Source organism: Erythrobacter sp., from assembly GCF_040217515.1.
Taxonomy (GTDB): domain Bacteria; phylum Pseudomonadota; class Alphaproteobacteria; order Sphingomonadales; family Sphingomonadaceae; genus Erythrobacter.
On the sequence record NZ_JAVJPT010000003.1, the window covers coordinates 105,670 to 129,999 of the forward strand.

The window sequence follows — 24,330 nt, forward strand, 5'->3', positions numbered from 1 at the left end:
GCCGCCGCACCGCCTTTCTCAGGAAAGTTCCCCGACGATCATGTCCGCCAGTCTCCGCAATTCGCTTCTCACCGCGCTCATCGCGCTCGTTTTCGGCTTTCTCGGCGCTGCGATCTGGTCCTATGCGGGGCTCGCCGACAATCGCACCCGCGCCTTCCTGCTCGAGAATCCCGACATGCTCCCTCAGATGGCCGAGGCCTACCAGGCGCAGCAATCGCGCGAACGCCTCGCCGAACTGGGCGATGAAATCTACGAACCTTTCCCCGGCGCCGTGCTCGGCAATCCCGAAGGCACGAAAGTGCTGGTCGAATTTTCCGATTACAATTGCGGCTATTGCGAAGCGAGCCTCGCCGATGTCGAACGGCTGGTCGAGGAAGATCCCGACGTGAAGGTCGTCCTGCGCGAATTGCCGCAATTCGAAGGCTCCGAAGCCGCCGCACGGATGGCGCTCGCCGCCGCGCTGCAGGGTAAGTATGCCGCCTTCCACGATGCCATGTTCGCCCGCGGTCCCGCCGGGCCAGACACGGCCGAGGCGGTTGCGCGCGATATCGGGCTCGACATGGAGCGCGCGCGCGCGGACATGCAATCGGACGCGGTCTCGGTCGAGCTGGCGCGCAATTTCAGCGTCGCACGCGCACTCGGCTTCAACGGGACCCCCGCCTGGGTAACGGGCGATGCCACGATCAGCGGTGCGGTCGGCTATGAGCGCCTCAGCGAGGCGGTGAGCGAAGCCGGGGCGGACGCGGAAGGGTGAGCGCGATGCGCCGAGTCGTTCTTGCGGCAGTGCTGGCGGGCTTCGCCGCACCGCTCGCCGCCGCGCCCGATCTTGAGGACGTCGATCTCGACGCGGAACGCGCGGCGATCGCAAACTTCCAGGACGCCGACCAGCGCCTGCAGGACGTGGGCTGGCGGATCATTCGCGGCAATGCCGAATTCTGCCGCCGCGTGGTCCCCGCGATCGGGCTGCAATTGCAGGATCTTGCAAGCTACGGCGCGCCCGATATCGCCCGCGCCGCACTCGGCCTTACCGGCGATTTTGCGGTCGAGACCGCTGCGCGCGGCTCGCCGGCGGCGCTATCCGGTCAATTCGCGCGCAACCGCGAGGTAGTCGCCCTCGAACGCTTCGACCCGAATGAATGGCCCGCCGGCGAGCGGATGGACTGGCAGCGGTTGAAGCGTGCCCATGATCATATCGATGCCATGCTCGCCGAACATGGCGGGATCACGGTGCGGTTCGCCGACGGGGGCGAGGCGCGTATCATCCCGGTCGATGCCTGCGCCAGCCGGTTCGAGCTGATGGGCGACGGGCGCAAGGCAGTCGCCGACGGGGACAGGGTCGTGATCGGGATCGAGTTTCCCGCCTTCTCCTACCCTGAAGAGGTCTTCGCAGGAGTCGTCGCGCACGAACTGGCGCACAATTTCCTCGATCACTCCGAATGGCTCGACCGCAACAAGCGCAAGCGCCGCAATGTGCGCCGGACCGAGCGCGAGGCCGACCGGCTGATGCCCTGGCTGCTCGCCAATGCCGGGTACGAGCCCGAGGCGGCGATCCGCTTCATGGAAACCTGGGGGCGCAAGCACGACGGAGGCCTGTTCCGGGCCCGCACGCATGATGGCTGGGACGAGAGAGCCGAATTCATCGCCGCGGAAATCCCGCTCATCCGCGACCTGATCGCGCGCGAGGGCAAGGCGGATTGGTCGGTCCATTTCCGGCGCGGGATCGACCCGCAAAAGGGGCTCGACAAGGGCCGGGACTAGTCCGCCCGCAGCCCACCTGCTGCGCCGAACGGTTCACCGCGCGCGCCCGCAATGCGGGAAAGGCGCTGCCATGAGCGGCGAAATGGGCTACACGGAGCTTGTCATGTCCGTGATCGCGATCCAGCCCGCACCGTTCTTCGCCAGCAAGAACCGCGCTTTCTGGAATCTCCAGCTGGCCGGCTGGGGCGGCGCCTTCCTGTTGCGCGCGGTGATCGCCTTCGCCAACGATCAGCCGTTCGACCTGCTGGCGCTGATCCTCGTGACCACGATCACCGGCTTTTCGATCAGCTGCATCCTGTCGGTGATCTACCGCCAGCTTATCAATCGCCAGCCGATCGTCACCTGGGGCGTGACCGCGCTGGTCCTGATGATCGCGGTGATCTTTCACACCTCGATCGATGCCTGGGTGCAGGGAATCTATTACGGCGGAACGCGCGAGACGACCTTTGCCCAGCGCTTCATCGGCCTTTCCTACATCCCGCTGACCTTGCTGGGCGGCTGGAGCGCGCTTTACTACGCGATCAACTATTTCCTGACCGTCGAACAGCAGGCCGACAGGCTCGAACGGCTCGAGGCCCAGACGACCGCCGCCCAGCTGGCCATGCTGCGTTACCAGCTCAATCCGCATTTCCTGTTCAACACGCTGAATTCGATCAGCACGCTGGTGCTGCTCAAGCAGACCGAGCCGGCCAATGCGATGCTCACGCGCCTGTCGAGCTTCCTGCGCCATACGCTGATCATGGAACCCGGCAGCCAGGTCACGCTGGCGCAGGAGGTCGAGACGCTGAACCTCTATCTCGATATCGAACGGATGCGCTTCGAGGAGCGGCTGCGGACCCATTTCGACATTGAACCGGCCGCGCTGTCCGCGGTGCTGCCCTCCATGCTGCTCCAGCCGCTGGTGGAGAATGCGGTCAAATATGCCGTCAGTCCGCAGGAGGAAGGCGCCCGCATCTCGCTCACGGCCAAGGTGGTCGGCGACCGCCTGCGCATGACGATAGAGGATACCGGGCCGGGCCTGGACGCCCCCGTGCAGCATGATCTGCTCGATTACGCCAGCCGCCGCGAGAGCCTTCGCGGGGCACCCGATACCTCCGGCCCCGCCGGCGGCAAGCCGGTTTCGACCGGCGTCGGTCTGGCCAATATCCGCAACCGGCTGATCCAGGCCTATGGCTCCTCCCACCTTTTCGATACGCGATCCGAGCCCGGCGAGGGATTCACCGTCGTGATCGAGATCCCTTTCCAGGCGCAGGACGAAACAACCGTCGACCCGGCGCGTTCAGGAAAGGGAGCCCGCCTGTCCGAAGCCGACGCGCCCGCCAAGCCCGATAAACCCCGAGACGGCACGGCGGACAATGTCATCGATCTCCCCCCCCAACGCACGATCGGATCTTCCGCATGACCATTCGCACCATCATCGTCGACGACGAGAAACTCGCCATCCAGGGCATCCAGGTCCGTCTTCAGGCGTTCGAGGACGTCGAGGTGATCGACACCTGCTCGAACGGGCGCGAGGCGATCCGCAAGATCAAGACGGAAAAGCCCGACCTCGTCTTCCTCGACATCCAGATGCCCGGCTTCGACGGCTTTTCCGTGGTCAAGGGCGTGATGGAAATCGACCCGCCGCTGTTCGTCTTCGTCACCGCCTATGAAGAACACGCGATCCGCGCCTTCGAGGCGAATGCGGTCAATTACCTTATGAAACCGGTCGACGAGGACCGCCTCGCCGACACGATCGAGCGCGTGCGCGAGCGGATCGCGCAGAAGAAATCGAGCGAGGATGCCGAACAGTTACTCGGCGTGCTGGCCGAGGTCGCGCCCGACCGCGCGGCCGAATTCACCGAAGCCGACGCCGACGGCGGCGCGGGCGATCGGTTCGAAAAGCTTATCAACGTCAAGGATCGCGGACAGATCTTCCGCGTCGAGGTCGGTTCGATCGAGCATATCGAAGCCGCGGGCGATTACATGTGCATCTACACCGGTGACAATTCGCTGATCCTGCGCGAGACCATGAAGGACCTCGAACGCCGCCTCGACCCGCGCAAGTTCCAGCGCGTGCACCGCTCGACGATCGTCAATCTCGACCAGGTGCGGCAGGTAAAACCGCATACCAATGGCGAATGCTTTCTCGTGCTCGATTCGGGCGCGGAAGTGAAGGTGTCGCGCAGCTACCGGGACGTCGTCGCGCGCTTCGTGCATTGATTTTTTCGAAGGCCCATCCGCGCCTTCGTCCTAGCTAGGCGCGCAGCAGAGCTGCGCCCGCTGCGGGTCCGTATGCCGGTTCCGCAGTCCTCCCCTCCGTGTCGAGCGTCGTCGAGACACGCGCGCAAGGCATCTCGACTTCGCTCGACACGAACGGCTAGGGGGAACGCATGAGCTTCAACCTGCCCGGTTTCTACCTTGACCGCTTCGTCCGCGAGACGCTCGACGAGGATCTCGGCGTTGGCCTTTCGGGCGGCGGGCGCGATGTCACGTCGGACAGCGTCATACCGGCCGAGGCGCGCTTTTCCGGGGTCATGGACAGCCGCGACGCAATCGTCGTTGCGGGCCTCCCGCTGGCCGCGGCGTTCTTTCGCGCGCTCGACCCCGGATGTGCGGTCGAAATCCTGGTCGCGGAGGGCGAAGCGGTCGAGCCGGGAAGCGAGCTCATGCGCCTGTCCGGCAATGCCCGCGCCCTGCTGACCGCCGAGCGCAGCGCTCTCAATACCGTCCAGCACCTGTGCGGCATTGCGACCATGACCCGCGCCTATGTCACCGCGATGCGAGCCGGGAGCGCGACCTGCACCCTGCTCGACACGCGCAAGACCCTGCCCGGCCTGCGCGCGCTCGAGAAATACGCGACGCGGCAAGGCGGGGCGCAGAACCACCGCATGGGGCTATGGGACGCGGCCATGATCAAGGACAATCACGTCGCCGTCGCAGGCAGTGTCGGCGAGGCGGTGCGCCGCGCGGCCGGGGCGGGCGTCGAACCGATCATCTGCGAGGTCGACAGGCTCGACCAGATCGAGCCCGCTATTGCGGCCGGCGCGCATCACATCCTGCTCGACAACATGACGCCCGAAACCCTTCGCGAAGCCGTCGCTATCATCGCCGGGCGCGCAGCGAGCGAGGCGAGCGGGGGCATCGACCTCGAAAGGATTGCGGCCAAAGCGGCCAGCGGTGTCGATTACGTGTCGGTCGGACGGCTGACGCAGAGCGCGCCCGCCGCCGATATCGGCCTCGATTTCGAGCCGGCCTGACCTCATGCGCACCGTCCGGAAAGAGCGCCCGCTGGCCGTCAACGCCTTCGCCGCGGTGCTTTTGGGCCTTGCCGCATGGAATCTCGTCGTCGCCCTGTGGGACCTGCCCGCGCAGGAGGAGATCCTGCGCTCGCTCGGGCTCGGCTTCGAATGGAACCGCGACTGGACGATCGTCGCCAGTTCGGCCTGGTTCACCGTTGAGCTCATCCCCGTCGTCGCCGTGTGGCTGCTGGCGAGCCGTTTCGCGCGCGGCCTCATCACCGCGATGGCGGGGATCAAGGTGGCGCTGATCCTGTCGAACCTGCCGATGCTCTATGCCCTGCCCGGCATATTGGTCGGCCAGTCGATTTCGCTTCTCGCGGTCGCCCTGCTCTACACGCGCGCGGCGAATGCATGGTTCGGGAAGGAGGCGGATGACCCCGCGCTGTTCGATTAGCCCGGTCCTCGCCCTGCTGGCATTCGCCCTTCCGGCTGCTGCCGGGGCGCAGGCCTATCAATGCCGTCCGCCCGCGATCCGCTCGGTCCCGCAAGTCGTGCCCGACGGGCCGCAGCGGACAATGCCGGTGACAGGCTACACCCTCGCGCTCAGCTGGTCGCCGGAATTCTGCCGCTTCCGCAAGGAAAGCCGCGCTCACCGCTTTCAATGTTCTGGAGATCGCGGGCTGTTCGGCCTCGTCGTCCACGGTCTGTGGCCAGAGGGGCCGCGGGGAAGTTGGCCGCAATGGTGCGCGACGCCTGCGAAACCGACTCCCGCCGAGATCGCCCGGCAAATGTGCCTGACGCCCTCTGCCCGGCTCGCCGCGCGGCAATGGGCCAAGCACGGAGCCTGCATGGCGAAGCGCCCCGCGACCTATTTCCGCGTCACCCGCATCCTTTTCGGCGGCCTGCGCCTGCCCGATTACGATCGCATCAGCCGCGAGGACGGCCTGACCGCCGGGCGCATCCGCACCGCCTTCGCCGAGGCCAATCGCGGCTGGTCGCCTGCCGATGTGGGAGTGAAGCTGAACGAACGCGGCTGGCTTCGGGAAATCCGGCTCTGTTACGATAAGATGTTCCGGCCGACTCGCTGCGATACCCGCCGCTTCGGCGCAAAGGACGCGGCGCCCGCCCGGATCTGGCGGGGATTGTAGGATTGCCCCATCAGGACGGGAGAGAGCTCATGATCGCTATCGAGAAAATCGGACCGAATGCCCACCGGGTCGCCATCTATGGCGAATTCCACGAGGATGACGCGCGCACTTTCGTCGAATTCGCGCAGGACCATCATGCCGCGGGCGAGGGCGGTAATGTCCTGATCGACCTCGTCTCGCTCGCGAGCTGGTCCTTTTCGGCAATGAGCGAGGAGCTGGTCCACATCCCCGCATTGCTGCGCTGGATCTATTCGCTGGACCGCATCGCGCTGGTTTCGGACGAGCAATGGATGCGCAGCGCCGCAAGGCTTGAAAGCGCGCTGCTGCCCGGCGTGAGCTATGCGGTCTATGACGAGGACGAGGCGGACGCCGCGCGGCGCTGGGTGCTGGGCGAAAACGACCACCCCCATGGCGGCGCGGTGCGCGAACTCGATCTCGGCGAGGACATTGCCGGTTTCGAACTGGTCGGTCGGCTCGACCGCGAGGAAGCGGAGCGCGTGCTCGACACCGTGCGCGCACGGCTGGCGGGGACCGATTGTTCGAAGCTGATGGTGGTGATCCGCAAGTGGCACGGCTTTGCAGCCGATGCCGCGCTCAGCCGCCACGCCATGAGTTCGAAGATCGACCTGCTGAAGCATTGCGATCGCTACGCCGTGGTCGGCGGGCCCGACTGGCTGCGCGCGCTGGCGGGGAGCTTCGGCGCGCTGGTCCAGCCGGAGGTGCGGACCTTCGAGCTCGATGAGGAGGACGAGGCGCTCGCATGGCTGCGCAGCTAGGACCGGACGCCTAGCGCCGATCCCGAAAGAACCCGAGCAGCAATTCTGCCGCCTCCGCCTCGCCCATGCCGGAATAGATCTCGGGCCGGTGGAGGCATTGGGGCTGGTCGAACACACGCGCGCCATGTTCGACCGCGCCGCCCTTGGGATCGCTCGCGGCATAATAGAGGCGGGCGATGCGGGCATGGGCAATGGCCCCGGCGCACATTGCGCACGGTTCGAGCGTGACGAACAGGTCGCATCCCGTCAGCCGCTGCGACGCGAGCGCTTCGGCCGCCATGCGCAGGGCACGAATCTCGGCATGGCCGGTGGGGTCGGGCGGCGAGCGGGTGGCATTGGCGGCGAGCGCGATCACCTCGCCATCGCACACCACGGCAGCGCCGACGGGGACCTCCCCGGCCAGCGCCGCGTCTCTTGCCGCGCCCAGCGCCGCCCGCATCGGCGCGGGGACCGGCCATTGGGGGCCTGCCCCGGCGCTGTCCAGACCCGTCACGCGTTTACGGGCCGCGGCGCGGCTTGATCACTCGGCATCGCCATCGTCTGCAGGGTCTACCTCAAGCTCGGGGACTTCGACAGTCCGTTCCTCGGTCTCGACATCGACTTCGGGCGTGTCGACATCATATTCCGGCATGTTCCCGCCTTCGAGTTCGGGCATCTCGCCTTCCTCGGTCTGTTCGACATCGCAGGCGGCGAGCCCAAGCGCGGCGGTGGCGGCAAAAGTTGTTGCAATAATCCGTTTCACAGGCATTTCTCCATCGTGTGCGGCGCATGGCTTTGTGGTTGCGCCCTTGGTATTCGGGATAACAACGGGGCCGGACGCGGGGATGTTCCACCTTGACCTTGTCGCCGTCGATGGCTAAGCGCGCCGCTTTCCGGGTTCAATCGAGTTTTTCGCGGGGCCGAATCGGTTGCATGGTCCCGGCATGCTCGCCCGCCAACACGATGAAACGAGAGATAGCATGTCGCGGATTTGCGAACTGACCGGCAAGGGCCGCCAGGTGGGCCACAATGTGAGCCACGCCAACAACAAGACGAAGCGGGTCTTCCTGCCCAACCTGCAGAACGTCACTCTGCTGTCGGAAAAGCTCGACCGCAGCTTCAAGTTCCGCGTGTCGACCCAGGGGCTGCGCTCGGTCGAACACAATGGCGGGCTCGACAACTGGCTGCTCAAGACCAGCGACGACAAGCTTTCGCCGCGCGCGCTCAAAGTGAAGCGCGAACTGAAAAAGGCCGCCGCTTCGGCCTGATCGTCCGATTTTTTCGAAAAGGCCGGCGGATCGGCTAACCCGGCGTGCGGGATTTTCCGCGCGCCTTCTTGCGTGGGGCGCCTATTCGTCGGCAGCAGCGGGATCGAAAATCAGCTTAGCCAGCAGCGTATGCTGCATGACCGAGAAATTGTCGTCCGAGACGACCCACACCGCGACGCGGCCATCCTTGCTTTCGCGCACCGCCATCCCTTCGAAATTCTCGCGTTCGATCGCCCGGGTCAGGTCGAGCACGACCTGCGGGGCCCAGACCTCGCCGGCGCGCGGCGGCGGTCCCATGGCCAGCAGCGTGTCGAAAGGCGGCAGGGCGAAGACCGTGTTGCGCATCAGGAGCAGGACGCGCCCGTCGGGCAATTGTGCGAGATCGGTTGCGGCATAGCTTGCCGCCGGCCGGCGGAAGCCGAACCGCGCGGGCTCGGTTCCGGCCACGGGATCGGACGGATAGAGCAGCCCGACATTTTCGCCCTCGGGCAGGATCATGAAGCTTCCGTCGGCGAGCCGCTCCATCGCCTCCGCGCCTTCATTGTCCGGCCAGTCGACCTCTTTCGCGATGATCCGCAGCCCGTCGGGCGCATTTGCCGCCGTGTAACGATGAATCGCATGCCGGGCCTCGAAGCCGAGCCAGTATCGTCCGGCGGGATCGCGCGCGGCGGATTCGACATCCCACAGATGGTCGGACCACCCGGCCCGGACTGCTTGCAGTTCGACCTGCGGGATGGCCGGCTTGTCGCTGCCGGGCTCCGGGAAGGTGAAACGCACCCCGCGATCGGAAAAGGCACGCAAGCTCTCCTCGCCGACCGGGAGGAGCGCGGAGAAGCCGCCGAAATGGCGATTGTCCGCCGAGTAGCGCCATACGCCGGCGACCCGCCAGGCGGGATCGGTGGTGGCGGAGGGGCCCGCGACGCGCTCCACATCGATCTCGCGCGGCATCGTCTCGGGGATCGGGGTGCGCACGAAGGTTCCCGGCGCGCACATCAGGGCCACGCCGAGCGCGGCAATCACCCGTTTGCGGCGCATTTCAGTCCATCGGGCCCGCGAGCAGGAGCGGGTCAATCCGCCAGTCCTTCCACTTGAGGCTCCAGTGCAGGTGCGGCCCGGTGGCGCGCCCACTCGACCCGACATTGCCGATATATTGTCCCTGCTCGACCGTATCGCCCTCTTCGACTGCGATTTTCGAGGCGTGCAGGAAAGCGCTGTTCAGCCCCATGCCGTGATCGATAATGATGAGCGAACCTTCGAGGCTAAAGCCTTTGCGAGCTAGCACGACCACCCCGTCGGCGGGCGCTACGAAAGGCGTGCCCGCGCCCGGCGCGATGTCGATCCCGGAATGATAGCTGCCCGGCTCGCCCTGATAGATTCTCTGCCTCCCGAAGCGGCCCGATATGCGCCCCTCGACCGGCCAGACGAAATCCTGCCGCCAGCCGTCCGCCCCGGTTTTCTTGGCGCGGGCGGCGACGATCGCTTCCCATTCGGGTTTGCGCTTTTTCCACCACGCCTCGCTCGCGCCGCCACTGCGCTTGGGCACGTTGACGCGCTCGATGTCCCATTTGCGCCGGTCTATGGCAAGTTCGCGGCGCACGGTCTCGCCGCTGGCGAGCTCGGCTTCGAGGGCAAGGGTTTCGGGCGCATCACGGTCGAAAGCGGCAAAGAAACTGCCGTCCGACGCGATATCGATCACCTGGTCGCCGATCGTCACGCGTTCGGAACCGGCCGGGGCCCGTCCGCGCAGGAACCCGCCCTGGATCAGACGACCGTCGATAGCAAAAGCAGTGCGGTCGGCCGCCTGGTCGGGAATGCTGGCCTCCGCATCGATGCAATCCGTTCTGGCGGTCAGCGCCTCGCTTCCCGAACAGGCGATCGGCAAGGCGATGACACAGGCCAAGAGAAGCGGGCGCACTGGGCGCTTGCGGAGGCGGATCATTCCCGTTCGAGCAGGCGGCGGGTCGCGACCTCGGCGGAGACATAGGGCTCCTGGAGCTCGGCGCTCCAATAGCGCAATTCTTCGAGCGGGATGATCTCGCCGGTCACCGCGCACACGACATGCTGGCCGGGCCGCAGCACGCGAAAGCTGGCGGGGCCGTAATAGAGCCTCGCGGCCTGGTCGGAAGTGGACATCAACATGGAATTCCTCATAGCATCGCCAGCCTATCCGAACAAATCGTCCTGTCGCTGCGCCTTGGCCTGCGAACCGGGAGCGGACGAACGCCGTTTCGCACCACCTGCCGCGCCCGGAGCCACTTCGAGCGTACCATCGGCGAATTGCAGCGACAGCGCCGCCTCTTTTGCCGCGCGCACCTTTCTGGTCAGCGCCTCGCCCGAGGGCGACCGGACGATGGCATAGCCTCGCGCAAGCGGTTTTTCGGGGTGAAGTTGCTCCGCCACCCGCGCCAGCGCCGCCAGCCGCCCACCCGCATCGCGCAAGGGACGCTCGATCAGCCCCGGAACCAGCCGCGCGCCATCGAGCCGGCGCTGCGCCTCGCCATGCCCACGCTGGAGTATCCCGGGATGAAGCCGCGCGGCAATGCCGACAAGCCGCTCGCGCCCCCGCCCCGCGCGGTCGAACAGGCCGCGGCGCAGGCGCTCGGCGGCCTCGTCGAGCCGCTGCGCCTTGGCCTGCAGCAATTGTTCGGGCCCCGGCATCCGGCGCGCGCGCGCCTCGAGCCGTTCATGTCCGAGTTCGACCGGGCGATAGACCGCGCGGCGCTTGCGCGCGGCGAAATCGGCCAGCGTCAGGGCAAGGTCGCGCTGCACCGGGACAGCGATCTCCGCCGCCGCGGTCGGGGTCGGCGCGCGGCGATCGGCCGCGAAATCGGCCAGCGTCGTGTCGGTTTCATGGCCGACGGCGGAGATAACGGGGATCGAGCATTCGGCGATCGCGCGCACGACCGCCTCCTCGTTGAAGCTCCACAAGTCCTCGATCGACCCGCCACCGCGCGCGACGATGAGGAGATCGGGCCGCGCCACAGGCCCGCCGGGGGCGAGCGCATCCAAGCCGCGGATCGCCGCCGAGACCTGCTCCGCCGCGCCCTGCCCCTGCACCAGCACCGGCCATACGACGACATGGCTGGGAAAGCGATCGGCGAGGCGGTGGAGGATGTCGCGGATCACCGAACCCGTGGGCGAGGTCACGACACCGATCGTGCGCGGCAGGAACGGCAGCGCCTGCTTGCGTTCCGGCGCGAACAGGCCTTCGGTTGCAAGTCGTGCGCGGGTTTTCTCCAACAAGGCCAGCAGTGCACCCTCGCCCGCGAGTTCGAGGCTGTCGATCACGATCTGGTATTTCGAGCGCCCGGCATAGGTGGTGAGCTTGCCGCTGGCGATCACTTCCAGCCCGTCCTCCGGGACAAAGGGAATGCGGGAGGTGTTGCCGCGCCACATCACCCCGTCGAGCACCGCCTTGTCGTCCTTGAGGCAGCAATAGAGGTGGCCCGAAGCCGCCCGCTTCACTCCCGACAATTCCCCGCGCAGGCGAACATGGCCGAAACGATCCTCGACCGTGCGCTTAAGCAGGCCCGAAATCTCGGTGATCGAAAGCGGGGCGGCGTTGTCGCCCTGCCTCGAGCGCGCTACGAGCCCGGCATTGTCACTGTCTTGAGGGGTGCGAGCCATGAATGTCCTGCTGCTGGGATCGGGCGGGCGCGAACATGCGCTAGCATGGAAGCTGGCGCAATCCCCGAGCCTCTCAAGACTCTACGCCTCCCCCGGCAATCCGGGAATCGCCGAACAGGCCGAATGCGTCACGCTCGATGTGACCGATCACAACGCGATTGCCGATTTCTGCCGCGCGCAGCACATCGCCCTCGTCGTCATCGGCCCGGAGGCGCCGCTCGTCGACGGGCTCGCCGACAGCCTGCGGGATGCGGGCATAGGGGTGTTCGGGCCCTCGCAGGCCGCCGCCCGGCTCGAAGGCTCCAAGGGCTTCACCAAGGACCTGTGCGCCCGTGCCGGGATCCCGACGGCCGGCTATGTCCGCACCGCCTCGCCGGGCGAGGCGCACGCGGCGCTTGCGCGCTTCACACCGCCTTTCGTGCTGAAGGCCGACGGGCTCGCCGCAGGCAAGGGCGTGGTGATCGCCGAGGATATCGAAGCCGCGGAAATCGCGCTCGCCGACATGTTCTCCGGCCGGTTCGGGGACGCAGGCGCGGAGGTGGTGATCGAGGAATTCATGGAGGGCGAGGAAGCGAGCTTCTTCGCGCTCACCGACGGAACCTTCGTCCTGCCGTTCGGCAGCGCACAGGACCACAAGCGTGTCGGCGAGGGCGATACGGGCCCCAATACCGGCGGGATGGGGGCCTATTCGCCCGCACCCGTGCTCACCGATGCGCTTCAGGCCCGGGTGATGGACGAAATCATCCGCCCCACCGTCGAAACTCTGGCCGGGGACGGCAATCCCTATACCGGCGTGCTCTATGCCGGGTTGATGCTGACCGAGGAGGGGCCGAAACTGATCGAGTACAATTGCCGCTTCGGCGATCCCGAATGCCAAGTGCTGATGATGCGCCTGAGGGGCGACCTTGCCGCGATCATGCTCGCCTGTGCGCGCGCCGAGTTGGCTGGCGTGCGGGCCGATTTCGCCCCCGAGACCGCACTGACCGTGGTAATGGCGGCAAAGGGCTATCCCGGGACGGCGGAAAAAGGCGGAGCGATCGGCATCGGCGGGGCCGAAGCGGACGGGGCAAAGGTCTTCCACGCGGGCACGGTGCGGAAAGATGGCGAACTCATCGCCAATGGCGGACGGGTGCTGAATATCACCGCGACCGGGAAGAATGTCACCGATGCACAGGCCCGCGCCTATGCGGCGGTTGATGCCGTCTCCTTCCCGACCGGATTCTGTCGGCGCGATATCGGGTGGCGCGAAATCGACCGGGAGGCCCGGCAGGGCAAATGACGCTAGGCGAACACGGCGCGCGGGATTATCATCACCCCATGAAACGTGCCGACTGCCTTCTCGCCCTTCTCGCCGCCACTGCCCCGCTCGCCGCCTGCCAGACCGCGTCCCAGCCCGAGCAGGCACGGGCAACGGTGGAACCCGACCCGCCCGCATTCGTCGAGGCGGCCTGCGGGGGATGCCACGCGGTCGAGCCGCCCTTCCTCTCGCCCAATCCGCAATCGCCCAGTTTCGAGGCGATCGCCAATCGCGCAGGGCTCTCCGAGGACACCCTGGGCGACTGGCTCGCCGATGCGCACAACTATCCCGAGGTCATGGATTTCGACCTCACCCGAGCGCAGGTCGACCAGATTGCCGCCTACATGATCACGCTGAGGCGCGAGGATTACCGGCCGCAGCCCTGAAGTCAGAGCTTTTCGGCCATCAGGGCCTGCATGTCGGTCTCGGGGCGGGGGCCGTAATGCGAGATGACCTCGGCCGCCGCGATCGCGCCGCGCCGCAGGCATTTTTCAAGCGGTTCGCCCTTGGCAAAGCCCGACAGGAAACCGGCAGCGAACTGGTCACCGGCGCCGGTCGTGTCGACGACCTTCGCCACCGGCTCGGCCGCGACATTGGCGCGAACGCCGCCCGCATCGGCCACCGCCCCCTTTTCGGAGCGGGTCGCCACCAGGCACGGCACCTTGGGTGCAACCATGTCGAAGCCCTTTTCGAAATCGGGCTCGCCGGTGAGCGTCGCCAGCTCGCTTTCATTGACGAACAGGATGTCGATCATGCCATTGTCGATGAGATCGCGGAAATCGTCGCCGTGACGTTCGATGACGAAGCTTTCGGAGGCGGTGAAGGCGACCTTGCGCCCGGCATTGCGGGCGACCTCGATCGCTCGGCGCATGGCCTTGCGCGGTTCCTCGGGGTCCCACAGATAGCCTTCGAGATAAAGGATCGCGCCGCTTGCGATCAGGTTTTCGTCGAGCGCGGTTGCGGGCAGATACTGGCCGGCGCCGAGAAAGGTGTTCATCGTCCGCTCGCCATCGGGCGTCACGAAGATCAGGCAGCGTCCGGTCGGCGGATCGGTGTCGGTTCCATCGGTGGGGCGCATGGGCGTGTCGAAATCGATCCCCGCCGCGCGGATGTCATGGGCGAAGACCTTGCCGAACTGGTCATCCGCGACCTGGCCGATAAAGGCGCATTGCGTGCCGAGCTGCGAAAGCCCGGCCAGCGTGTTCGCCGCCGAACCGCCCGATTTCTCGGTAGCCGGACCCATCGCTTCGTACAGCCGGTCCGCGCCCGGCGCATCGACCAGCATCATCCCGCCCCGGCTGAGATCGAGCTCCTCGATCGTTTCGTCGTCGCAGGCGGCGATGATATCGACGATGGCGTTGCCGATGGCGATCACGTCATAACGCGGTTCGGTCACTGGATATGTCCCGTTGCTTCTGTTGGAAAATGTGCGCGCGACAGCGCCTAGCCCGGCGCGCGGCGCAATCCAAGGGGAAGCGATACAAGCCGTTTGACACTGTAGGGCCGCGCTCTATCCCTTGGCCGCGATGCAGGCGGCATTCGCTTCTCTCGTGAAAGGCTTCGGCCAGCTCGCCGACCCGGCCGTGATCCGGGTCGCGGCGAAAAGCGTGTTCGTCACGCTGCTTGTCTTCCTGGCGGGCGGTGCGGCTTTATGGTTGGGGCTCTGGAGCGCGATCTCCACCCTTTTTGCGAGCTTCCTGCCGAAGCCGTACAATAGCGCGGCAGTGGCAGTCCTCGCGGCGTTTCTCTGGCTGGTGGGGTTCTGGCTGCTTTTCCGCATCGTTGCGCTCGCCGTGCTGCAATTCTTTGCCGACGAAATAGTCGCCGCAGTCGAGGCCCGGCATTATCCAGAGGCGGCGGGGCGGGCCAAGCCCCTGCCGTTCGCACGCGATCTCGCCAATTCTCTGCGTGGCACCGGGCGTGCGCTGGCGCTCAACCTTCTGGCGCTGCCGCTCATCATCGTGCTGTGGATCACGCAAGTCGGCCCCGCGCTCGTCCTGCTGCTCGTCAACGCCGTCCTGCTTGGCCGTGAATTGACCGACATGGCGTGGCTGCGGCACGAGGGCGAATGCGCCTCGAACCCGGTCCCTAAAGCGGAGCGCTTCGCGCTCGGGACGGGGGTCGCAGCGCTGATGCTGGTGCCTGTCGCCAATCTCCTCGCCCCGGTTGTCGGTGCGGCAGCCGGAACCCATCTCACCCAGCGCGCGCTCGCCCGGCGCGCGGGAACGGAGCCAAGCGATGCCTGACGCAGTGCGCCTTCTTTGGGCTTGCGCCGCGCTGGCGCTGGTGTCGGCCTGCGCCGGGGGGGCGGGAGTGCCGCTTCCCCCGAACGGTGCGCGTCCCGCGCCCCAGTCCGCCGAGCGCTTCCGGACACCCCGCCCCCAGCCGGGCCGCAACGTAGCGGGAATCATGGGCGCGGACAGCCGCAGCCTGCGCGCCCGGTTCGGCAAGCCGCGCATCGACGCGGTCGAGGGCGATGCGCGCAAGCTGCAGTTCTCCGGCGAAACCTGCGTGCTCGACATCTATCTCTATCCCCTGCGCGATGGCGGCACCCCGGTCGCGACCCATGTCGAGGCGCGCCTGCGGCAGGGCGGCGCCCGGATGCCGGGCGAAAACTGCGTCGCCGAAATCGAACAACGGCCCTGACGGCGCGGGTCGTGGGTCAGCGGGTGCGGTAACGCGGTCTTAAACCTGTTCGTGCCATGCCACGATGGCAAGGCCACGCAGGGGACGGACCCGGGACATGACGACGCATTTCACCGAACTGGCCCGCCGCGCAGCGGCCGACGGACAGGTATCCGCGCAGGAATTGCTCGCGCTGCGCCAGCAGGGCTGGGGCGACGGTATCATCACCCGTGAGGAGGCCGACGCGCTCTTCGCGGTCAACAACATCCTCACCGAGCGCGACGAACCGTGGTGCGACTTCTTCGTCGAGGCGATCGGTGAGCATGTCCTCAACGGTTCCGAACCGCGCCTGCAATGCTCCGAGGACGAGGCTCAGTGGCTGATAGACAGTATCGACCATGACGGCGTGGTCGAAAGCCTGGTCGAACTGGAAACCATCGTGCGCATCATCGAACGCGCGCAGAACACGCCTCTCCGATTGAAGGATTACGTGCTCGCCCAGGTCGAGCGCGAAGTGCTCACGGGGATCGGCCCGACCCGTTGCGGCGGTGCGCTCGCCGCGACGCATATCACCGCGGCCGAATGCCGCATCGTGCGCCGCGTGATCTTCGCCAGCGGCGGCCATGGCCCGGCGGCGGTGAGCCGATATGATGCGGAAATGCTTTTCCGGCTAAAGGACGAGACGCTGGCCGAGGAGAACGCGCCCGAATGGGACGACCTCTTCCTGGACGGGGTTTCCAATTACCTCAAGGGCTTCGCGCTGCAGAACGCGCAGCTCGACCATGACCGCGCACTGGAATTGCAGGCCTTCATCGCCGACAACAAGGCGAACGTCGCACGTTTCATGGGACGGGTGGCGAAGGAGATGCCGAATGCCGCCAACCATTTCGGCAAGGTCTTCGGAAAGAAGGACACGGCGCCCTCTTTCGCAGAGCAGGCCGCTGCGGGAGCCGAAGTGACCGATCACGAACAGGAATGGCTCGAAGCCATGATCGAGGCGGACGGCGAGGTGGACGAACTCGAACGCCGCCTGCTCGCACGGATCATCGAGGAAGGCTGACCCTTACCCTTCGATCGCGGCGAAGCGGCTCTTTGCGAGAGCGCGCCAGCGGCGCTGGCGATGGGCGTAGAAAATCCTCGCAAAAGCGGCGATCAGCGGAGTCAGAGCGCCTGCATCCACCGTCACCTGGTCGATATAGCGCGTGCCGGTCCCACCCGGGTCCGGTCCGATGGCGATCCAGTGATCCCATTGCCGGATAATCGGCCCGTATCCGTTGTCGCGCACGAAATGCACATCGCCCTTGGGCTCGGGCAGGCTGATGACGACTGCCTGCCAGCCGAGTGGGATGATGCCGAATAAGAACATCCAGGCGCGATATTCGCCCGGCTTCCATATTTCGGGAAAGGGCCGCCCGCGCGGCGCGAATCGGATCAGCGGCGCGGCGACGTGGTCGAGCAGCGCCGAACGGCGAACCTGTGCGAAAGCCTCGTCCGGCGTGCAGTCGAGATGGGTTGCCAGTTCGACCGTGACGGGCCGCGCCATCGTCTCAGACCATGAAGCTTTCGCCGCAGCCGCATGCGCCCTTGGCGTTGGGATTTTCGAACACGAAACCGGCGGTGAAATCGTCCTCCTGCCAGTCCATGACCGATCCCACGAGGTAGAGCACGCTCGCCCCGTCGATGTAGAAGGTGCCGCCGGGCGTTTCGATCTTCTCGTCGAATTTCTGTTCTTCGGTGACGTAATCGACCGAATAGGCGAGGCCCGAACAGCCCCGGCGCGGGGTCGACAGCTTGACCCCGATCGCGTCGTCGGGCGCGTTATCCATGAGGTGCGCAATCCGCGCTTCCGCACCCTCGGTCAGGGTGACGGCGGCAGGCATCTGGCGGGTCTTGGTCTCGGTCGTCATCACAGCATTCCCAGTTCGAGGCGCGCTTCGTCGGACATCTTTTCCGGGCTCCACGGCGGATCCCAGACCAGGTCGACCTCTGCATCGCGGATGCCGGGGACCGAGCAGACGCGCATCTCCACCTCGCCCGGCATCGTCTCGGCGACGGGGCAATGCGGCGTCGTCAGCGTCATGGTGACGGTCGCGTCGCATCCCTCGTCGACCTCGACACCGTAGATAAGGCCCAGGTCGTAGATGTTAACCGGTATCTCGGGATCGTAGATCTCGCGCAGCGCCTCGACCACGGCGGCCTGCAGGTCGCCGCCCGCACCGGTGGCGGGCGTTTCGGCCGGGCTCGCCGCGAGGAAACCCTCGAGATAATCGCGCTCGCGTTTCTCCGGGGCGGCCTGTGCGTCGGGATCGACCGCGTCCTCGACCCGCGCACGCGGCGGTTTTTCGGGCGCCTGAGGTGCCTCGATCACGTCCTCGTTAGGAGCCGGTGCGGCAACATATTCGCGTTTGTCGTTGCTGTCGGTCATGAGCTTGGTCCTTCAGGCTCTCTTTTCCAGATCAGGATTGGCCAAAAATCTTGCGGGTGCGCCGGATCCCTTCGAGCAGCGCATCGACATCGGCCTCGGTCGAATAGAGGCCGAAACTGGCACGGGCGGTCGCGGTGACGCCGAGATAGTCCATCAGCGGCTGCGCACAATGATGCCCGGCGCGGATCGCGACATTCGCCTCGTCGAGGATCGTGCCGAGATCGTGCGGGTGGATGTCGCCTATGGCGAAGCTGACGATCCCGGCGCTGTCCTCCGGCCCGAAAACGCGCACATCGTTCATCGCGCCGAGTTCGCCGCGCAGTTTGGACACCAGTTTCGCCTCGCGCACATGGATTTCGTCGAGTCCGATTTCGGAAACGTATTCCGCCGCCGCGCCAAAGGCGATTGCCTCGGTGATTGCGGGCGTACCGGCCTCGAACCGCTGGGGTGCGGGGCCATAAGTGGTTTTCTCGAAAGTCACCCGGTCGATCATCGCCCCGCCGCCTTCCCAGGGGGGCATGGCTTCGAGAATGTCGCCGCGAGCCCAAAGCGCACCGATCCCAGTCGGGCCATAGAGCTTGTGCGCCGAGAAGACATAGAAATCGCAATCGAGCGCGGTCACGTCCACCGCCATGTGCGGAGCCGACTGGCACCCGTCGAGCAGCAGCTTCGCCCCCACGCCATGCGCGAGTTCAGCCGCGCGCGGCGCATCAAGCACGCTGCCGAGCACGTTGGACACATGGCATAGCGCCAACAGCTTGTGCTTGCCGGTCAGCATCTCCTCGGCCGCGTCCAGATCGATCCGGTGATCCTCGGTGAGCGGGCAGACATCGATCTCGGCCCCGGTCGCTTCGGCCACCATCTGCCAGGGCACGATGTTGGAATGGTGTTCGAGCTGCGAAAGCAGGATGCGGTCGCCCGGTTTCAGATTCGCGCGTCCCCAGGAATTGGCGACCAGATTGATCGCCTCGGTCGCGCCGCGGGTGAAGACGATTTCCTCCTCCGCACCGCCAAGCAAGGTCGCGATCCGCCGCCGCGCGGTTTCGTAACCCAGCGTCATCTGCGCCGAGCGCGAATAAACGCCGCGATGGACCGTGGCGTAATCCTCGCCCAGCGCGCGCGCCATGGCATCGATCACCGCGCGCGGTTTCTGCGCGGTCGCGGCGGTGTCGAGATAGTGCCAGGGTTCACCCTCGGGCGTAACCATGCCGGGGAAATCGGCCTTGAGGTCGCGGTCTATGGTCATCGGTGCGTTCATCGCGGTGCCTCCTCGAGAGCGGCCAGAGCCGCGTCGAGCAGGCGTTCATGCCCGGCCTCGTCCTCCAGAGCGACGAAGGCGTCGGCGATGAAGGCCTGGACCAGCAGGCGCTGCGCGAGTTCGGGGGAGATCCCGCGCGCGGCCATGTAATAGCGTGCAGCCTCGTCGAGCTCGCCCACGGTCGCGCCGTGGGCGCATTTGACGTCGTCGGCGAAGATTTCGAGCTGCGGGACGGCATTGGCGCTCGCCCCCGCTTCGAGCAGCAGGCCCTTGAAATCCTGCGCCGCGTCGGTTTTCTGCGCGTGCTGCGCGACCTTGATCTCGCCGAGGAAATTGCCGGTGGCCGTGTCCCAATGGACACTACGCACGATCTGGTTGCTGGTAGCCTCCGGATGGTCGTGACGCACGGTGGTAACGAATTCGCGGGTCGCCTCGCCCCCGCCGATCGTAACGCCGCCGAATTCGAAATGCGCACCCTTGGCAAGCGTCACCTCGACTTCGACGCGCGTGTAATCGCCGCCCGCATTGGTGGCGAACAGGTCAAGCCGAGCGCCTTCGCCCAGATCCACACGGATGCGGTGCAGTTCGGGGGCATCGGAGCCGACGACCATGCATTCGCGCCGCGTCTCGCCCGCGTCCAGCGCGATCTCGCGCCAGTCGTCAAGCGCCTCGGCACCGATCCGGCCGAGCGCGTCGATATCGGCGTAGCGCCACGCCTCTTCGCGGCGAGTGGGAAGGGTCGTCGTCTCAGGCATCAGCCATCACCGTGTCATAGCCTTCTTCTTCGAGCTGCAGGGCGAGCTCCGGGCCGCCCGTGCGCACGATCCGGCCATCGGCCAGAACACTCACCCGGTCGGGCTTCACCACGTCGAGCAGGCGCTGGTAGTGGGTGATGAGCAGCACGCCCTTGTCGGGCGCACGCATGATCGCATTGATCCCGTCGCCCACCACGCGCAGCGCATCGATGTCGAGCCCCGAATCCGTCTCGTCGAGCACGGCGAAATCGGGATCGAGAATGCCCATCTGGACCATTTCGGCGCGCTTCTTTTCGCCGCCGGAAAAGCCGACATTCACCTGCCGCTTGAGCATTTCCATGTCCATCTTGAGCAGGCCGGCCTTCTCTTTCGCGAGCTTGAGGAATTCGCCGCCGGTGACGGCTTCTTGCCCACGGAAGGTGCGTTGGGCGTTCAACGCTTCGCGCAGGAACTGGACGTTGGAGACGCCGGGAATTTCGACCGGGTACTGGAAACCGAGGAACAGGCCGTTCGCCGCGCGTTCGTGCGGTTCGAGCTCGAACAGGTCCTCGCCCTTGAAGGTCACGCTGCCGCCGGTCACTTCGTAACCCGGCTTGCCGCCGAGCACGTTGGCGAGCGTCGACTTGCCCGCGCCGTTGGGGCCCATGATCGCGTGGACTTCGCCCGCCGCGACTTCGAGGGTGAGCCCCTTGAGGATTTGCTTGGCCCCCTTGTCACCATCGGCAACTTCGGCGGTGAGGTTTTCAATAGCCAGCATTGCCAGCCTCCATGGTTTCGTTGGTCTGATTGGTGTCGCGTCCCTCGATCTCGAGCCGACTCTTGACGACCGAGGCGTCGCGCAATTCGATGACGAGGCCCTTGGGCCGGGTCGCGTCATAGTTTTCCTGCCGCGTCTCGGCATTGGCGAGGGACTGGGTGAATTGCTTGTCGAGATCGGCCCCGCGCGCGATATGGATGAGGCCGATATTCTCGAACAGAGTGTCGATTTCGGCAGGACTCATGGTGGTTTTCGCCCCATCGAGCGCGCGGTTCGACGCGGCGACCGCCTCGGCGCGTTCCTCGGCGCAGCGGGGGACATCGGCGCGGTGCTGCTCCTCGAAATCGGCGACACCGGTGACGCGGCGGTTCGAGAGGTTGAGGCAGCGGCGATAATCCTGGACGTAAGGCTGGATGAGACGCGGATATTCGACCACCCAGGTTTCCGGGTCGTCGTTCCTGATCGCCACGGCGACGTCCCCTGCGGCCTGCAGGGAGAGGAGCGGGGCGAAGAGCAAGGGGATGGCGGCGGCAATCATTTGCGAGCGGCTCCGGTCCCTGAATTGTGATTGCGGCGGGCTTCCTGCTTGTCGGCGATGCGCTGGCGCATGCCGGCGGTGATGCGGGCGAGGACGCCGTCCATGTTCTCGAGCACTTCGGACGCCTTGATGCGCATGACCTTGATCCCGACCGCTTCGAGGCTCCTGTCGCGGCGCGTGGCGAGCGCTTCGGTGTCGTCTTCCTCGAAGATGTCGACCGCCATGCCGAGCGTGTGGCAGTTGAAATCGACGATCGCCGAGCCGACGACGGCGTGACGGGTGAATTTGTGCCGGCCGAGATCGGCCTTGGCGAAGCGCGCCGCGAGCGCCTTGTGCGCTTCGGACGAATGCCGCCGCATCTCGCGCGCCTGCGCGTGAAGCTGGTCGAGCCGCTTTTCCGAGATTTCCCAGCCGCGGCCCTTTTTCTTGATGGCGGGCGCGGTAGAGTCCTCGGAGGGCTCGCGGAGTTGGAGGGTCTTGCGGTCGGTCAATTCTTCATCCGTTCGTTGAATGCGGATCGGCCAGCGCTCCACGCTTCATCGAAACCATCCAAGACAGTTTCGCACTCGGCCGCGAATGCTTCGGCTCTTTTCACACCTCCTTTGAACATATGTGGGAGGGCGCGATCTTGTAGGAGGAGGGTGATTGACTCACCGCATAGCCCCTGCTGTTCGATAACTTTTGTTTGAATTTCCATGATTATAGGGACAGGTCCATGAGGGTTGAGGCCTAAGCGCTGAGCATGTGCGGCTTTATTTTGCCAACTTTCTGTTCGTTCGAGAATTAAGTCGTAACGGTCGATCAAAGTCGCAAGGCGATCCACTAGATCTTCTCGCGTTTTCTCGAACATCACCCCACGCTCCCCTCGAGCGAAATCGCCAGCAGTTTCTGCGCCTCGACCGCGAATTCCATCGGCAGTTCCTTGAGCACTTCCTTGGCGAAGCCGTTGACGATCAGGGCCACGGCCTCTTCCTCGTCCAGCCCGCGCTGCATTGCGTAGAACAGCTGTTCGTCGGAAATCTTCGACGTGGTCGCCTCGTGCTCGATCTGGGCGCTCGGGTTCTTCACCTCGATATAGGGCACGGTGTGCGCGCCGCAGGTGTCGCCGAGCAGGAGCGAATCGCACTGGGTGAAATTGCGCACGCCGTCCGCTTTCGGCCCGACGCGGACGAGACCGCGATAGGTGTTCGACGACTTGCCTGCCGAAATACCCTTGGAAATGATCGTCGAACGGCTGTTCTTGCCGTTGTGGATCATCTTGGTGCCGGTATCGGCCTGCTGGAAATTGTTGGTCACCGCGACCGAGTAGAACTCGCCCACGCTGTCCTCTCCGTTAAGCACGCAGGAGGGATATTTCCACGTCACCGCGCTGCCGGTTTCGACCTGGGTCCACGAAATCTTGGAGCGGTGGCCCTGGCAAAGCCCGCGCTTGGTGACGAAATTGTAGATCCCGCCCACGCCTTCGGAATTGCCGGGATACCAGTTCTGCACGGTCGAATACTTGATCTCGGCATCGTCCATCGCGACCAGTTCGACCACGGCGGCATGAAGCTGGTTTTCATCGCGCATCGGCGCGGTGCAACCTTCGAGATAGCTGACATAGCTGCCCTTTTCGGCAACGATCAGCGTGCGTTCGAACTGGCCGGTATTCTCGGCATTGATGCGGAAATAGGTCGACAGCTCCATCGGGCAGCGCACGCCTTCGGGGATGTAGACGAAGGTGCCGTCGGAAAAGACCGCGCTGTTGAGGCAGGCGAAATAGTTGTCGTTGCGCGGCACGACCCGGCCGAGCCACTTCTTCACCAGTTCGGGATGCTCCTTGATCGCCTCGGAGATCGAGAGGAAGATCACGCCCGCACGCAGCAATTCCTCGCGGAAGCTGGTCGCGACGCTGACCGAATCGAACACGGCATCGACCGCGACCTTCTTCGCGCCCTTCACCCCGGCGAGCACTTCCTGCTCACCCAGCGGAATGCCGAGCTTGTCGTAGACCCGCTTGATCTCGGGATCGAGCTCGTCGAGCGATTCGAGCTCCTCCTTCTTCTTGGGCGCGGCGTAGTAATAGGCGTCCTGGTAATCGATCGGCGGATAGCCGACCTTGGCCCAGTCCGGCTCGGCCATGTCCTGCCACATGCGGAACGCCTTCAGTCGCCAGTCGAGCATCCATTCCGGCTCGCCCTTCTTGGCGCTGATGAAACGGACCGTGTCCTCGCTGAGGCCCTTGGGCGCGAATTCGGTGTCGATGTCCGAATGCCAGCCATGTTCGTAATCGGCAGCCTTGGCCGCAGCGTCGCGCGCTTCGCGATCGGTCACTTCCCCGGTATCGACATCAAGCGTCGCGGACTGGTCGAGGTTGAGATTGTCGGTCATGCGGCCCTCTCTCGGATCGTAGTGTGGGAATCGGGTGTGGTGGGCGGCGGGTCGCGCAGCTGGGCGAGCGTGATGTCCGCCAGCGCGCTGCGCAGCGCGTCGTTTATGATCGGCCAGTGCGGCTTCATCGTGCAGCCGACTTCGAAATCGCATTCGCCATGGTCGATGCAGGCGGTGAGCGCGATCGGGCCTTCGACCGCCTCGACGATGTCGGCAACGGTGATCGCGGCGGCCGGTCGGCCAAGCTGCAGCCCGCCGCCCGCGCCGCGCACGGAGCGCAGCAGGCCCGCCGAAGTCAGTTTCGACACCAGCCGCTGGACGGTGGGCACGGGCAGGCCCGTCTCGCTCGCCAGTTCCGCCGCGCTCACCCGTCCATCGCCGCAATGGCGCGAGGCCTGCGACATGGTGATGACAGCGTAATCGGCGAGATTAGAAAGGCGCATCGGCTCCTGCTTGCGAATGATTATCAAATCGGATCGTTTCGTTCCGATTAGGAAATACGAGCAAAACGCTCGGATTTCAATGCCG

General features: G+C 65.6%; 32 protein-coding genes. 14 read left to right on the forward strand and 18 right to left on the reverse strand.

Going from position 1 to position 24,330, the window contains the following annotated elements; translation table 11 throughout:
- Positions 1 to 40: 40 nt before the first annotated feature.
- From RIB52_RS02055 to RIB52_RS02090, 8 genes are all read left to right on the forward strand, one after another.
- Entirely contained in the window at positions 41 to 754 is a 714-nt protein-coding gene (locus RIB52_RS02055) for a DsbA family protein (protein ID WP_350172413.1), read from the forward strand.
- Between the two features lie 5 nt (positions 755 to 759).
- The gene (locus RIB52_RS02060; RefSeq protein WP_350172415.1) at positions 760 to 1,758 is read left to right on the forward strand and encodes a M48 family metalloprotease; all 999 of its coding nucleotides are present in this window, start codon (positions 760 to 762) and stop codon (positions 1,756 to 1,758) included.
- A gap of 103 nt (positions 1,759 to 1,861) precedes the next feature.
- Positions 1,862 to 3,160, forward strand: coding sequence for a sensor histidine kinase (locus tag RIB52_RS02065; protein WP_350173125.1), 1,299 nt, complete (start codon positions 1,862 to 1,864; stop codon positions 3,158 to 3,160).
- The gene (locus RIB52_RS02070) at positions 3,157 to 3,960 is read left to right on the forward strand and encodes a LytR/AlgR family response regulator transcription factor (RefSeq protein ID WP_350172417.1); all 804 of its coding nucleotides are present in this window, start codon (positions 3,157 to 3,159) and stop codon (positions 3,958 to 3,960) included. Before RIB52_RS02065 ends, RIB52_RS02070 begins: the two co-directional genes overlap by 4 nt.
- 170 nt (positions 3,961 to 4,130) lie before the next feature.
- Positions 4,131 to 4,997, forward strand: coding sequence for a carboxylating nicotinate-nucleotide diphosphorylase (gene nadC, locus RIB52_RS02075; RefSeq protein ID WP_350172419.1), 867 nt, complete (start codon positions 4,131 to 4,133; stop codon positions 4,995 to 4,997).
- Between the two features lie 4 nt (positions 4,998 to 5,001).
- Positions 5,002 to 5,433 carry a hypothetical protein gene (locus RIB52_RS02080; protein WP_350172421.1) on the forward strand — a complete coding sequence of 144 codons (432 nt, stop codon included), beginning with the start codon at positions 5,002 to 5,004 and terminating at the stop codon, positions 5,431 to 5,433.
- Positions 5,411 to 6,127 (forward strand): ribonuclease T2 family protein, encoded by a 717-nt coding sequence (locus RIB52_RS02085; RefSeq protein ID WP_350172423.1) that lies wholly within the window; start codon positions 5,411 to 5,413, stop codon positions 6,125 to 6,127. The genes RIB52_RS02080 and RIB52_RS02085 overlap by 23 nt, the downstream gene beginning before the upstream one ends.
- Before the next feature lie 29 nt (positions 6,128 to 6,156).
- Positions 6,157 to 6,903 carry a SpoIIAA family protein gene (locus tag RIB52_RS02090; protein WP_350172425.1) on the forward strand — a complete coding sequence of 249 codons (747 nt, stop codon included), beginning with the start codon at positions 6,157 to 6,159 and terminating at the stop codon, positions 6,901 to 6,903.
- A gap of 10 nt (positions 6,904 to 6,913) precedes the next feature.
- On the opposite strand, the gene RIB52_RS02095 is transcribed toward RIB52_RS02090, so the two are convergent.
- Positions 6,914 to 7,342, reverse strand: a complete 429-nt coding sequence (locus RIB52_RS02095) for a nucleoside deaminase (RefSeq protein ID WP_350173127.1) — start codon at positions 7,340 to 7,342, stop codon at positions 6,914 to 6,916.
- 81 nt (positions 7,343 to 7,423) lie between these two features.
- Entirely contained in the window at positions 7,424 to 7,645 is a 222-nt protein-coding gene (locus RIB52_RS02100; protein WP_350172427.1) for a hypothetical protein, read from the reverse strand.
- 217 nt (positions 7,646 to 7,862) lie between these two features.
- On the opposite strand from RIB52_RS02100, the gene rpmB reads away from it, so the two are divergent.
- Positions 7,863 to 8,150 carry a 50S ribosomal protein L28 gene (gene rpmB, locus RIB52_RS02105; RefSeq protein WP_350172429.1) on the forward strand — a complete coding sequence of 96 codons (288 nt, stop codon included), beginning with the start codon at positions 7,863 to 7,865 and terminating at the stop codon, positions 8,148 to 8,150.
- 81 nt (positions 8,151 to 8,231) lie between these two features.
- Here rpmB and RIB52_RS02110 read toward each other — a convergent pair whose 3' ends face one another.
- From RIB52_RS02110 to xseA, 4 genes are read right to left on the reverse strand one after another with little or no spacing between them, the layout of a single operon-like run.
- Entirely contained in the window at positions 8,232 to 9,185 is a 954-nt protein-coding gene (locus tag RIB52_RS02110) for an esterase-like activity of phytase family protein (RefSeq protein ID WP_350172431.1), read from the reverse strand.
- Position 9,186: 1 nt separating this feature from the next.
- Positions 9,187 to 10,089, reverse strand: a complete 903-nt coding sequence (locus RIB52_RS02115; RefSeq protein WP_350172433.1) for a M23 family metallopeptidase — start codon at positions 10,087 to 10,089, stop codon at positions 9,187 to 9,189.
- Positions 10,086 to 10,289 (reverse strand): DUF2093 domain-containing protein, encoded by a 204-nt coding sequence (locus RIB52_RS02120; protein ID WP_350172435.1) that lies wholly within the window; start codon positions 10,287 to 10,289, stop codon positions 10,086 to 10,088. Before RIB52_RS02120 ends, RIB52_RS02115 begins: the two co-directional genes overlap by 4 nt.
- 24 nt (positions 10,290 to 10,313) lie before the next feature.
- Positions 10,314 to 11,777, reverse strand: coding sequence for an exodeoxyribonuclease VII large subunit (xseA, locus tag RIB52_RS02125; RefSeq protein ID WP_350172437.1), 1,464 nt, complete (start codon positions 11,775 to 11,777; stop codon positions 10,314 to 10,316).
- Here xseA and purD point away from each other — a divergent pair.
- On the forward strand, positions 11,776 to 13,056 hold the full coding sequence (purD, locus tag RIB52_RS02130) for a phosphoribosylamine--glycine ligase (RefSeq protein ID WP_350172439.1): 1,281 nt from the start codon (positions 11,776 to 11,778) through the stop codon (positions 13,054 to 13,056). The genes xseA and purD overlap by 2 nt on opposite strands.
- 38 nt (positions 13,057 to 13,094) lie before the next feature.
- Positions 13,095 to 13,460: a hypothetical protein gene (locus RIB52_RS02135; RefSeq protein WP_350172441.1), complete on the forward strand. Its 366-nt coding sequence runs from the start codon at positions 13,095 to 13,097 to the stop codon at positions 13,458 to 13,460.
- Between the two features lie 2 nt (positions 13,461 to 13,462).
- Here the strand turns inward: RIB52_RS02135 and RIB52_RS02140 are convergent, their stop codons facing one another.
- On the reverse strand, positions 13,463 to 14,470 hold the full coding sequence (locus RIB52_RS02140) for an adenosine kinase (protein WP_350172443.1): 1,008 nt from the start codon (positions 14,468 to 14,470) through the stop codon (positions 13,463 to 13,465).
- A gap of 130 nt (positions 14,471 to 14,600) precedes the next feature.
- Between RIB52_RS02140 and RIB52_RS02145 the strand changes: the two genes are divergently transcribed.
- From RIB52_RS02145 to RIB52_RS02155, 3 genes are all read left to right on the forward strand, one after another.
- Positions 14,601 to 15,320, forward strand: a complete 720-nt coding sequence (locus RIB52_RS02145) for an EI24 domain-containing protein (protein WP_350172445.1) — start codon at positions 14,601 to 14,603, stop codon at positions 15,318 to 15,320.
- Positions 15,313 to 15,720 carry a hypothetical protein gene (locus RIB52_RS02150; RefSeq protein WP_350172447.1) on the forward strand — a complete coding sequence of 136 codons (408 nt, stop codon included), beginning with the start codon at positions 15,313 to 15,315 and terminating at the stop codon, positions 15,718 to 15,720. The genes RIB52_RS02145 and RIB52_RS02150 overlap by 8 nt, the downstream gene beginning before the upstream one ends.
- 97 nt (positions 15,721 to 15,817) lie before the next feature.
- Entirely contained in the window at positions 15,818 to 16,759 is a 942-nt protein-coding gene (locus RIB52_RS02155; protein WP_350172449.1) for a hypothetical protein, read from the forward strand.
- A gap of 3 nt (positions 16,760 to 16,762) precedes the next feature.
- Here the strand turns inward: RIB52_RS02155 and RIB52_RS02160 are convergent, their stop codons facing one another.
- Genes RIB52_RS02160 through RIB52_RS02210 form a run of 11 tightly spaced genes read right to left on the reverse strand, consistent with a single transcriptional unit; the run spans position 16,763 to position 24,245 of the window.
- A complete protein-coding gene (locus RIB52_RS02160; protein ID WP_350172451.1) occupies positions 16,763 to 17,242 on the reverse strand; it encodes an Rv1443c family protein in 480 nt (159 codons plus the stop codon).
- A 4-nt stretch (positions 17,243 to 17,246) separates the two neighbouring features.
- Positions 17,247 to 17,606: a HesB/IscA family protein gene (locus RIB52_RS02165; RefSeq protein ID WP_350172453.1), complete on the reverse strand. Its 360-nt coding sequence runs from the start codon at positions 17,604 to 17,606 to the stop codon at positions 17,247 to 17,249.
- A complete protein-coding gene (locus RIB52_RS02170; RefSeq protein ID WP_350172455.1) occupies positions 17,606 to 18,124 on the reverse strand; it encodes an SUF system Fe-S cluster assembly protein in 519 nt (172 codons plus the stop codon). Before RIB52_RS02170 ends, RIB52_RS02165 begins: the two co-directional genes overlap by 1 nt.
- A gap of 31 nt (positions 18,125 to 18,155) precedes the next feature.
- Entirely contained in the window at positions 18,156 to 19,382 is a 1,227-nt protein-coding gene (locus tag RIB52_RS02175; RefSeq protein ID WP_350172457.1) for a SufS family cysteine desulfurase, read from the reverse strand.
- The gene (locus RIB52_RS02180) at positions 19,379 to 20,137 is read right to left on the reverse strand and encodes a SufD family Fe-S cluster assembly protein (RefSeq protein WP_350172459.1); all 759 of its coding nucleotides are present in this window, start codon (positions 20,135 to 20,137) and stop codon (positions 19,379 to 19,381) included. Before RIB52_RS02180 ends, RIB52_RS02175 begins: the two co-directional genes overlap by 4 nt.
- Complete coding sequence (sufC, locus tag RIB52_RS02185; RefSeq protein WP_350172461.1) at positions 20,130 to 20,894, reverse strand: Fe-S cluster assembly ATPase SufC; 765 nt, start codon at positions 20,892 to 20,894, stop codon at positions 20,130 to 20,132. Before sufC ends, RIB52_RS02180 begins: the two co-directional genes overlap by 8 nt.
- Entirely contained in the window at positions 20,881 to 21,432 is a 552-nt protein-coding gene (locus tag RIB52_RS02190; protein WP_350172463.1) for a hypothetical protein, read from the reverse strand. The genes sufC and RIB52_RS02190 overlap by 14 nt, the downstream gene beginning before the upstream one ends.
- Positions 21,429 to 21,923, reverse strand: coding sequence for an endonuclease domain-containing protein (locus RIB52_RS02195; RefSeq protein ID WP_350172465.1), 495 nt, complete (start codon positions 21,921 to 21,923; stop codon positions 21,429 to 21,431). Before RIB52_RS02195 ends, RIB52_RS02190 begins: the two co-directional genes overlap by 4 nt.
- Complete coding sequence (locus RIB52_RS02200; protein ID WP_350172467.1) at positions 21,920 to 22,282, reverse strand: hypothetical protein; 363 nt, start codon at positions 22,280 to 22,282, stop codon at positions 21,920 to 21,922. Before RIB52_RS02200 ends, RIB52_RS02195 begins: the two co-directional genes overlap by 4 nt.
- Positions 22,282 to 23,802 (reverse strand): Fe-S cluster assembly protein SufB, encoded by a 1,521-nt coding sequence (sufB, locus tag RIB52_RS02205; RefSeq protein ID WP_350172469.1) that lies wholly within the window; start codon positions 23,800 to 23,802, stop codon positions 22,282 to 22,284. The genes RIB52_RS02200 and sufB overlap by 1 nt, the downstream gene beginning before the upstream one ends.
- The gene (locus RIB52_RS02210; RefSeq protein WP_350172471.1) at positions 23,799 to 24,245 is read right to left on the reverse strand and encodes an SUF system Fe-S cluster assembly regulator; all 447 of its coding nucleotides are present in this window, start codon (positions 24,243 to 24,245) and stop codon (positions 23,799 to 23,801) included. The genes sufB and RIB52_RS02210 overlap by 4 nt, the downstream gene beginning before the upstream one ends.
- Between the last annotated feature and the right edge of the window lie 85 nt (positions 24,246 to 24,330).